Annotated in this window: 10 protein-coding genes; 5 read left to right on the top strand and 5 right to left on the bottom strand. The window is 49.4% G+C overall.

The features are described from left to right. From LDL40_RS03365 to LDL40_RS03355, 3 genes are all read left to right on the top strand, one after another. Positions 1–1,639 (top strand): TonB-dependent receptor (locus LDL40_RS03365; RefSeq protein ID WP_300993692.1); only part of this gene is annotated, 1,639 nt, incomplete at its 5' end. A gap of 70 nt (positions 1,640–1,709) precedes the next feature. Beyond that, positions 1,710–2,411, top strand: a complete 702-nt coding sequence (locus LDL40_RS03360; RefSeq protein WP_300993691.1) for a response regulator transcription factor — start codon at positions 1,710–1,712, stop codon at positions 2,409–2,411. 2 nt (positions 2,412–2,413) lie between these two features. Beyond that, on the top strand, positions 2,414–3,640 hold the full coding sequence (locus LDL40_RS03355; RefSeq protein ID WP_300993689.1) for a HAMP domain-containing sensor histidine kinase: 1,227 nt from the start codon (positions 2,414–2,416) through the stop codon (positions 3,638–3,640). Between the two features lie 78 nt (positions 3,641–3,718). On the opposite strand, the gene LDL40_RS03350 is transcribed toward LDL40_RS03355, so the two are convergent. From LDL40_RS03350 to xseA, 5 genes are all read right to left on the bottom strand, one after another. Next, the gene (locus tag LDL40_RS03350) at positions 3,719–4,252 is read right to left on the bottom strand and encodes a dihydrofolate reductase family protein (protein ID WP_300993688.1); all 534 of its coding nucleotides are present in this window, start codon (positions 4,250–4,252) and stop codon (positions 3,719–3,721) included. A gap of 107 nt (positions 4,253–4,359) precedes the next feature. Then, positions 4,360–5,070: an SDR family oxidoreductase gene (locus tag LDL40_RS03345; protein ID WP_300993686.1), complete on the bottom strand. Its 711-nt coding sequence runs from the start codon at positions 5,068–5,070 to the stop codon at positions 4,360–4,362. Between the two features lie 72 nt (positions 5,071–5,142). Beyond that, positions 5,143–5,730 carry a TetR/AcrR family transcriptional regulator gene (locus LDL40_RS03340; protein WP_300993684.1) on the bottom strand — a complete coding sequence of 196 codons (588 nt, stop codon included), beginning with the start codon at positions 5,728–5,730 and terminating at the stop codon, positions 5,143–5,145. A gap of 148 nt (positions 5,731–5,878) precedes the next feature. Continuing rightward, on the bottom strand, positions 5,879–6,331 hold the full coding sequence (locus tag LDL40_RS03335; RefSeq protein ID WP_300993682.1) for a hypothetical protein: 453 nt from the start codon (positions 6,329–6,331) through the stop codon (positions 5,879–5,881). Then, positions 6,331–7,683 carry an exodeoxyribonuclease VII large subunit gene (gene xseA, locus LDL40_RS03330; RefSeq protein ID WP_300993680.1) on the bottom strand — a complete coding sequence of 451 codons (1,353 nt, stop codon included), beginning with the start codon at positions 7,681–7,683 and terminating at the stop codon, positions 6,331–6,333. Before xseA ends, LDL40_RS03335 begins: the two co-directional genes overlap by 1 nt. Before the next feature lie 255 nt (positions 7,684–7,938). On the opposite strand from xseA, the gene guaB reads away from it, so the two are divergent. After that, entirely contained in the window at positions 7,939–9,408 is a 1,470-nt protein-coding gene (guaB, locus tag LDL40_RS03325) for an IMP dehydrogenase (RefSeq protein WP_300993678.1), read from the top strand. A gap of 74 nt (positions 9,409–9,482) precedes the next feature. Beyond that, on the top strand, positions 9,483–10,000 hold a 518-nt coding region (guaA, locus tag LDL40_RS03320), incomplete at its 3' end, for a glutamine-hydrolyzing GMP synthase (RefSeq protein WP_300993676.1).

Here is a 10,000-nt window from a genome sequence, read left to right as displayed (position 1 = left end):
TGATGGTAACCCAAGCCCTTCAGCCAGTTTTCGCTACGACCTTGCCGGTTATGAAGTAGGTTACGACGGCCCTGCCGGTATCACCGATGACTCTACTATGCTGTTTTCTGCCAGGCGGCTGGACTTCGGCGCTTTGTTTGAAACTATTGAAGAACTGGACATCGGCAACCCTGTGCTCAGAGACGTCATTCTCAAGTCGGTTATTCCTGTCAATCAGGATCACAGCGTTGAAATTTTATTGATGGATACCCACGAAGACTATGTTCGTGATGTTACTCACGTGTTTGCATCCCCCAATTTCGAAGATGTTGCGCTTCAGTCTGCCGAACAAGATAGTGATTTGTATGGCCTGACCTTGCGATCATTGGTCGGTGACGATGCGGTCTGGACCAATAAAATTTACTACCGCAAAAGTGACAAAATAAGCTCTGAAGGCGAAGCCTTTCCTGACCTGGTTCCAGCAGGATCGCCAGCCGCCGATTTTCCGGTGCGGGAAGATATTATTACCATAGGTGAGCGCGAAACGGAGACGGGTTGGCGAAGCGATTTTGAGGCGACGAATCAATGGGGTTTGTTTAGTGCAGGTAGCCAGATCACACAAATTGATCTGGACTACAACACAGTGTTAGATGGCGATTGGAACCGCTATGTTTATGACGACGATGATTTCAGACCAGACCCACAACAGCGCTTTATTGTGCTTGAGCCCGAGAACATTAATTCTGCAATAAAGCAAAAAGAAACCAGCTATGCTGGCTACGTTAATCAGGTTTTTGAGCGGGGTGAGTGGGATTTCGGCACTGGCTTACGGTTCGAACGGGACGGTTTTGCCGACGAAAGCTTAGTGTCCCCCAGGTTCAGCCTGAACTGGCAGCCAGCTGGTAAGGTCAGATATTTTGCGAGTGCAGGACTTTTTCATCAGTCGCCACGTTTTCTCTACCTGGCGGCTAACGAGTCAAACGATTTGAAGAATGAAAAAATCAGCCATGCCAGTGTTGGTTTCAAATATTTCCCGAACACCCAGTGGTCGGTGTTAACTGAGGCCTATTATCAAAAGCTCGACGACCTGGTGGTCGACCTGGATAGAGCAAGCGGTACCTTTGCCAACCTGGGGGATGGCAGATCGTACGGCGTCGACATAGTGCTTATGGGTACAATTCGCGAAGGCCTGTACGCTAGCGCAACCTATTCTTACAATGATGCCGTTGTTGATCGCAAAGATGGTCGGGGTGAGGTAGCCGCTGAATTCAGTCGCGACCATGTGGCTACTCTTGGCCTGACCTGGGAAATCAATGATCGCTGGAAGGTCGCCGGGCGCTACAAATACCTTTCCGGCAGGCCAGACGACCAGTTTATTATTCATGCAGACGTGTTGGGCGCCGGACAACCGTTACGCTACTCGAAAGAGATCACAGAGCGTAATGTTGGTCGTAAAAGCGGTTCAGGCTTGTTGAACCTGCGTGTGGACTATAGACGCGCATTTGGCCCTATAGATGTCACGGCCTTTCTCGATGTGATCAACGTCACCTCTGCCTCGTCCAGTGACGATACGGAGTTTGACTATCGCCGGGGCGTCGAAGTGAAAGACGATAGCGAAGCCGAGCCACTGATTGGTCTTCGATTTGACTATGCGTGGTAAGAGCAAGGGCGAGAGCGAGGGCCTGGCACGGGCGAGTACAAGGGCGGGAAGGGGCAAGGAGTAACAGCAGATGGTCCAAAAACTGGGTGCAGCGCCAGTTAGAGTGTTGATTGTCGAAGATAACCGCGACATTTGTGCGAATATTGCCGCCTATCTCGAGAAGCATAGCTATATTCTGGATTTTGCCTATGACGGCATAAGCGCGATGCACCTGGCGTTGACGAACCCGTTCGACGTCATTGTGCTGGACCTGATGCTACCCGGTATGGATGGCCTGAGTTTCTGCAAAAAGCTGCGCGCTGATGCCAACATAGATAAACCCGTGTTGATGCTGACTGCGCGCGACACGCTTGACGATAAACTGAAGGGGTTCGAAGCGGGAGCCGATGACTATTTGGTGAAGCCATTTGCATTGCAAGAACTGCATGCACGACTGCAGGCGCTATACAAACGTAGTCATGGCAAAACCGACAACCTGCTCACTGTGGGGGGGCTGACTCTGAATAAGTCGACGCTGCAAGTGCATCGCGCCGGGCAACGTGTCGATCTCAACCCGACGTGCATGAAACTACTGCAACGATTGATGGAAGAGGCGCCTGCTGTTGTGGAGCGTGAAGCTTTGGAAACCTTGTTGTGGGCTGACGAGCTGCCCGATGGTGATGCACTTCGCTCGCATATGTACAAGCTGCGCCAGGCGATAGACAGGCCCTTTGATAGCCCGCTTATTCATACCGTGCATCGTATTGGTTACCGAATTGCAGAGGATGTTTAGCGATGTACCGTCGCAGTTTACGCCAGCGTGTCGCCTTTGCATTTGCGATCTGTGTTGCTGTACTGAGCCTGGCCTGGGGCTTTGCTTTCTTTGGGGCGATCCGGTTGAGCGAAGACCGAGTGTTGACGCAGCAACTGCAGGTTGCCGCCAAAAGTTATCCTGATCTGAGGATGAACCTTCGCGGCTACGATAAGGTTGCCAGCTTACCGGAATCATTGCAGGAATGGGCGCAGACCAATCCCGCTGAAGGACTGTACGAATTCGAAGCCGAAGAATTGCATGTTGCTGTTGTCATTGCTGACAAAGACCAACAAAAGGCTTTTGTAGTGTTCGATGTGGCTGGTATTGAAGCGGCCTCGTCAGAGGATTGGTGGTTGCTGCTCGTTATCACCGGTGTAGTCGGGACCTTGGGTGTTCTTGGTTTTGGGCTGGGAATTGTAGTGATGCGCAGGGCTGTCGCCCCGGTGGCGCAACTCGCGAAAGCTGTTGCGGACATCGACCTTGAGCACTTGTCGGCCGAAGATCATAAACGCATAGAGTCTGGCCGCTTTGGTGATGATGAGGTTGGCGTGCTCGCAGGGGCCATTGAGAAAACTCTTGAGCGTATCAGCGCTTTTGTGACGAGGGAGCGGGACTTTACCAGTTCCGCCAGTCATGAGTTACGCACGCCAATCACAGTGATCACAGGCGCGCTTGAGCTGCTGGAGCAAAGTGAGCTGTCAGCGGCCGATACACAGGCGCTGGATCGGGTGAGGCGTGCGACGCTCGATATGAAAACCACCATTGAAATGTTCTTGTGCCTCGCTCGCGAAACGGATGGCGGCTTATACGAAGAGCAGTTCTTGGTAACGCCGCTGGTGAGGCAGGCGATCGATTTGCAGCGCCACTTACTGAGTCGCAAGTTCGTCGATGTTGAAATTGACCATATCGACAACCCCAGCGTCTGCGGACATCAACAGGCTTTTTCTATCGCAGTCAATAATCTGGTGCGAAATGCATTTCAGCACACGCTCGCCGGGCAGGGGCCAATCTCAATTCTTATCAAAGAGCGCGAGCTGTTAATCACCAATCAGCTAAGTAGTGAGGCTTACCAGCTGAACACGCCAACAGGGTCGTCTGAGGGGTATGGCTTGGGTTTAGGCATAGTACAGCGGCTATGTGAACGTAATGGCTGGTCCTTTACGCTGCACATTGAGGGCGCGCGCGTAGCTGCCTGTATTTCGTGGTGATGACGGCAGAAATCGCATGACCGCTTCACGCTCTTTGCCGCCAATCAGAGAGGAGTAGATGCAAAACCCAGAAAAAGCTTATTTGCAACTATATCTGCTCTGCACAAAACCACTCTGGTACACCCGGGTTTCCAGATGTTGTAGTTTCAGATCGGCAGCTAAAGCTCCAAACAACGGTATACCTGCTCCTATCAACACCGGAATACGGGTGAGTGTCAGTTCATCCACTAGCTGATAGCGCAGGCTTTGCTGAATAATATTACCGCCATCCAGATAAACAGCTTTATAACCTTGCTGCTTAAGCTGATGCAGAATATCAACCATAGCGCCCTGAAGGACCTCTACTTTGTCTTGTAGTTCAGGCGCTAAATCAGCGGAGCTTAGCTGATGACTCAACACCACTGTTTTCACCGGATAAGGCCAGTCGATACCAAAACTCAGCACTTTTTCGAAGGTGGCGCGGCCCATTAAAATCACATCAATCTCAGACATAAAGGCGCTGTAGCCATGATCGTCTGTAGAGTCTGTGGCAGAGGTTAACCAATTGATGTCCCCATCTTTTTTAGCGATAAAACCGTCCAGACTGGTGGCTATAAATACTTTTACTTTCATTGGTTTTCCGTCCATAAAATGACAAGTTACAGCAGCAACTATCAGAACAGAAAACACCCCCGACGAACAGTAAAAACTTGTAGTTCAGCCGGGGGATTTTGTTAGCATTAATGTCCTGCTAAGGCATGTAAATACACTTGTGGCGCTGAAGACAGGGCCTGGTGGATCATTTGGGTTGGTTCATCCGCTAACACCTGATCGGCGCCTTGCTCTAAACCATCAAAAGTGCGGTTAACCACTTGCTCTGCAGACACTTTAGGCACATCTAAACCTTTGGTTAAATCAGTGTCGATAAAACCTACGTGTAAACCCAAGACTTGCGTTTGTTGTGTGGCCAGTTCCTGCCGCACCGCATTGGTCATAGACCAGGCTGCTGATTTAGTCACAGAGTAAGTAGCTAATAACGGGCCTGTGATCCAGCTGGCAATAGACAGCACATTGATAATGCCACCACCGCCGTTGTTCGCCAGTACAGGTGCAAAACTCTGAGTTAAACGAAGTGGGCCATACAGGTTGGTTTCCAGCTGACGGCGGATCATTGCTTCCGCATCTTCGGTCAGCATAGCGCCAAGTTCTGCTACACCAGCGTTATTGATTAACAAGGTCAGATCAGAACATTGTTCAACCAGCTTTGCGATATCGTCTGGGTTAGTCACATCTAATTTAACCGGGATCACGCCTTCCAGTGTGATGCTGTCCGGGTTGCGTGCTGCGCCATACACTTTACGGGCGCCACGGGCCAGCGCTTCTTTTGCAAATGCCAAACCTAAACCCCGGTTTGCGCCTGTCACTAATACCACTGCATTTTCAAGTTTCATATCATTTACCTCGTCTTAATATGATGGTCATCATATTTTGATTTAAAAAAAGAGTTAACCCGCTTATTAGTTTTACTGAATATCTGAATAACGTTGAACTAAATCTTCCCGGCTTGCTGTTAAATAAAAGCTTGCCTGGTCTGTGCCTTTTAAACCTCGAGCCAGCTGAAGGGCTCCAATTAATGTGCTGGTCAGTAAAAATGCACTCTCGCGGCTTAAGGTCTGGTTACTTAGCTGCTGCACTTTCTCTACATAAGCCTCAATAAGTCTGCCTGCTACAGCTTTTGTTGTTGCGTCCAGCCGGAAAAAATCTGAACCAAGCGCCGCCACAGGGCAACCTGCACCTTCAGTGCAATTATTCAGGTGTTCATCAGACAGGTAGATTTCGATAAAAGCTGTCAGTGGCTGAACGCCCTCACTGATACGTTGTGCCAGATTTTGCCTGAGTACTTCTGCTGATTCAGCGCCTGCATAACCCAAAGCCTCGGCCAGTAATGCGTCTCTGTTAGAGAAATGCGCATAGAAGCCACCATGAGTTAAACCCGATTGTTTCATTACATCTGCGACAGCCAAAGAGTCAAAGCCATCTCTACGAATAATTTTTGCAGCAGTCTGCAGAATTCGCTGGTGGGTCATCTCTTTTTTACTTAACGCTGTCATCAAAGTGGCCTGTAATTGATTATATGATGATCATCATATTTTTAATTATACCTGCTGGCAAGTACTTTTTTTGAACAGATTTATACATTTGAGGGCGGTTAGATCTAAGTCGTTGAACTGTTTGTGTTTATAGTTAAAAAATAATGACTCAGCGTTCAGAGTTCATGTAGAACTGCAGTTGTAGCACCCGCTTTGGCCGCTCAAACAACTGATACAACTCCAGCCAGTCAGCTAGCTGCATTAGCGGTAAATCCTGTTGCCAACTAGTTTTTTCAGGCCGAAACTCAAACGCTTGCAAGCCGTCGTCTTTGAGCACTTGTATGCCCGCCATCAGTTCGATCTCAAGGCCATTTTTACGAAAACGGGCAAATCCCTTGCTGCGATACATGGGATGGAGCGATACAGGCACAAGGTGAGCATACTGGCTTAGCAGGGTTTTGAACTGTTCAAAGCGCTCCAGTGTGCAGACCAGATCCAAATCCCGGGCTTGTGGCTCAATGCCATAACACTGCAGTAAAAAGCTGCCGCCTATGGCCCAGTCTGCAGGCCCAAGCAGTTGGACTAATTCTGTGGCTATTTGCCTGATATCAGTTTGCTGCATCAGTTTATTACATCAGAGGGGGCAGAAATCTGTTCTATACGAGCGATAAAATGCCCCTTCGCCAGCTGGGTTTTTACCTGCTGACCTGGTTGTAGCGTCGATGCATCAGTGATCACTTGCTGCTGTTCGTCAAAGCTGATGCTGTAACCCCGCTCTAAAGTAGCGAGGGGGCTGACGGTATGTAAACGACTGCTTTGCAGTAACCACTGCTGCTGTTTTTGTCTTAGTAACTGTTGCATGGATTGAAGCAATTGATGCTGGTGCTGCTCCAGTTTTTGTTGCTGCTGTTTAATCCGCACCAGTGGAGTCAGTTGCTGCAATCTGTGTTGTAAAAACTGCTGCTGTTGAGCTGCTTTGTCGATCCGTCTGAGCAGGGCATTTTGCAATCGCAGCTGTAATTCATCCAGATACTGTTGCTGTTGCTGTAAACGCCGTGCCGGGTCAAGCAGGGTTAAACGATGCACTAAAGCTGTTAAACGCGGTTGCTGCTGCCGTAAATAACTGTGCATTGAACGTTGCAGCCGCTGCTGTGCAACTTGGACCATTTGCAGTTGTTGCTGTTGATCCGGTGACACCAGTTCGGCGGCGGCCGAAGGAGTTGCGGCGCGCACATCAGCTACAAAGTCAGCTAGAGTAAAGTCAATTTCATGACCTACAGCACTGACGGTTGGGATAGGGCAATGGGCTATTAAACGCGCGACCTGTTCGTCGTTAAAACACCATAAATCTTCCAGCGAGCCACCGCCACGGCCAATCAGCAATACATCCACTTCATTGCGGGAGATGGCTTTTTGGATGGCATTGTAAATTTGCGCCGGGGCTTGAGTACCTTGCACTAAACAAGGATAAATAATCACTTCCAGCGCTGGAGCGCGGCGTTTCAACACTGTGATGATATCGCGGATGGCGGCACCGGTCGGCGAGGTGACCACCCCAACTTTTTGTACTTTTTTCGGTAGTGGCTTTTTGCGCTCTGGTGCCAATAACCCTTCGGCAGCCAGTGTGGCTTTGATTTGTTCGTATTGTTGCTTCAGTAAGCCGTCACCAGCAGGTTCCAGCATATCGGCGAGTAACTGATATTCACCCCTGGGTTCATACACACTGATACGGGCGCGGATCAGAATTTGTTGACCATTTTTAGGCTGCAGGCTGGCGTATCTGTTGCTTTGTTTAAACATCGCCACCTTCACCTGAGCGGCCTGATCTTTTAACGAAAAGTACCAATGGCCGGAAGAGGCAGCGATAAAGTTAGACACTTCACCCACTAACCAGAGCTGACGAAATTGCAGCTCAAGGGTCAGGCGGACTTCAGAGTTTAAGCGGGAGACGGTGTAAATATCAGCTTGCGACATAAGACAGATCCTCAATCCCTTTCGTACTTGAAGCCGCAGCTTTGTTGACTGCGTTCTCAATATTAATTTTATATTGAGGCGGGCGTGGATAAACCACGCCCCTACAAGTCGTCGCGCTGCAACGCCAATTACTTTGGGGCTTACTTTGCGGTTAATGTAACACAAAAGCGAAAAACTGATTGTGGCAAAGAGCAAAAGCGGATAAAATTGCGCCGCAACATTCCCCCCTCTTTTTTTAACAGCGAGATTGTTGCAATGCTCAGGATCGTGAAAGAAGCCATTACATTTGACGACGTGTTACTTGTACCGGCACACTCCACTGTGTTACCCCATACCGCAGACCTGCGGACTCAATTGACCAGCAAAATTACGTTAAATATTCCTATGGTATCGGCGTCTATGGACACTGTAACCGAGGCTCGTTTAGCTATTGCTTTAGCACAGGAAGGCGGTTTAGGTTTTATTCACAAGAATATGACCATTGAAGAGCAGGCAGCTAATGTTCGTAAAGTAAAAAAATACGAAAGTGGTGTTGTCTCAGATCCTGTGACTGTGCGTCCGGAGCAAAGCATCCGTGAAGTACAGCAACTGGCCGCTCAGCATGGTTTCTCTGGTTTCCCTGTAGTGGATGCTGACAATAATCTGGTTGGTATTGTGACAGGCCGTGATCTGAACGTTGAGACCAATCCGCAGCTGGCAATTTCATCGGTAATGACGCCAAAAGAGCGTTTAGTGACAGTGAACGAAACGGGGCCGCGTGAAGAAGCTCTGGCTTTAATGCACAAACACCGTATTGAAAAAGTATTAGTGGTCGACAATGGCTTTAAGCTCAAAGGATTGATCACAGTACAGGATTACAACAAAGCCGCCAGCAAACCCAATGCCTGTAAAGATGAATTTGGTCGCTTACGCGTCGGTGCTGCTGTGGGCGTAGGTCCAGGCACTGATGAGCGTATCGCCGCTTTAGTGGAAGCTGGTGTGGATATTCTATTAATAGATACCTCACACGGTCACTCTGAAGGCGTGTTAGATCGCGTCCGTCAAACCCGTGCTATGTATCCTGATTTACAAATAGTAGCAGGTAACGTAGCCACAGCTGAGGGCGCAAAAGCTTTAGCTCTGGCTGGCGCTAACGCTGTGAAGGTCGGCATAGGCCCTGGCTCTATCTGTACCACCCGTATTGTCACAGGTTGTGGTGTACCACAACTGACAGCAATCTCTGATGCTGTAGATGGCGTGCAGGGTTTGGACGTTTGTATCATCGCGGACGGTGGTATCCGTTTCTCCGGTGATATCGCCAAAGCTTTAGTGGCTGGCGCACACTGTGTGATGGTCGGTTCTATGTTTGCCGGTACTGAAGAAGCTCCTGGTGAAGTGGAGCTGTATCAGGGCCGTTACTACAAATCTTACCGTGGTATGGGTTCCTTAGGTGCAATGGCTCAGCGTAATGGCTCGTCTGACCGTTATTTCCAGGGTAGCAACAACGCTGAAAAATTAGTACCCGAGGGTATTGAGGGTCGTGTGGCCTATAAAGGTCCAATCGGCACTATTATTCACCAGCAAATGGGTGGCCTGCGTTCTTCTATGGGCTTAACAGGCTGTTCCACTATTGCTGAGGTCCGGACTAAGCCAGTCTTTGTCAAAGTAACCTCTGCTGGTATGGGTGAGTCACACGTGCATGACGTGCAGATCACCAAAGAAGCTCCAAACTACCGCTTGGGCTAACTGTGTTTTCGAGGCTGGCTTAGTGCCAGCCTCTGTCTTTTTTGAACGTCGATCTGTGTAAAAATAAGGTGATTATGAGCAAAAACATTCACTTCCATCGAATTCTGATCCTCGACTTCGGTTCGCAATACACTCAGTTGATCGCCCGTCGTGTGCGTGAAATTGGCGTGTATTGTGAGCTGTGGGCCTGGGACGTTACTGCTGAACAAATCGCTGAATTTGCTCCGACTGGTATTATTTTATCCGGTGGTCCTGAAAGTGTGACCGAAGCTGGTTCGCCTCGCGCACCTGCTTATGTATTTGAAGCTGGTGTGCCAGTGCTGGGTGTTTGCTACGGCATGCAAACTATGGCTGAGCAGTTAGGCGGAAAAGTCGCCAGTTCTGAGCACCGTGAATTTGGTTATGCTCAGGTTGAAATGATTGCCCAAAATGCCATGTTCGCCGGTATTGAAGATCATCTGAACGAACAGGGCCGTGGCTTATTGGATGTCTGGATGAGTCATGGCGACAAAGTAGTACAAATCCCGCAGGGTTTTGTTACAACAGCACAAACGCCAACTTGCCCACATGCAGCTATGGCCGATGAAGCCCG

Origin of the sequence: Rheinheimera sp., from assembly GCF_020217005.1 — a bacterium.
Taxonomy (GTDB): domain Bacteria; phylum Pseudomonadota; class Gammaproteobacteria; order Enterobacterales; family Alteromonadaceae; genus Pararheinheimera.
Note: the sequence above shows the minus strand (reverse complement) of the source record. Positions and strands in the feature narration are given on the sequence as shown.

Excerpts from the sequence above, each read along its gene's own strand:
- xseA (WP_300993680.1), bottom strand. The coding sequence starts at position 7,683 with ATGTCGCAAGCTGATATTTACACCGTCTCCCGCTTAAACTCTGAAGTC.
- guaB (WP_300993678.1), top strand. The coding sequence starts at position 7,939 with ATGCTCAGGATCGTGAAAGAAGCCATTACATTTGACGACGTGTTACTT.
- LDL40_RS03355 (WP_300993689.1), top strand. The coding sequence starts at position 2,414 with ATGTACCGTCGCAGTTTACGCCAGCGTGTCGCCTTTGCATTTGCGATC.
- LDL40_RS03340 (WP_300993684.1), bottom strand. The coding sequence starts at position 5,730 with ATGACAGCGTTAAGTAAAAAAGAGATGACCCACCAGCGAATTCTGCAG.
- LDL40_RS03360 (WP_300993691.1), top strand. The coding sequence starts at position 1,710 with ATGGTCCAAAAACTGGGTGCAGCGCCAGTTAGAGTGTTGATTGTCGAA.
- LDL40_RS03335 (WP_300993682.1), bottom strand. The coding sequence starts at position 6,331 with ATGCAGCAAACTGATATCAGGCAAATAGCCACAGAATTAGTCCAACTG.
- LDL40_RS03345 (WP_300993686.1), bottom strand. The coding sequence starts at position 5,070 with ATGAAACTTGAAAATGCAGTGGTATTAGTGACAGGCGCAAACCGGGGT.
- LDL40_RS03350 (WP_300993688.1), bottom strand. The coding sequence starts at position 4,252 with ATGAAAGTAAAAGTATTTATAGCCACCAGTCTGGACGGTTTTATCGCT.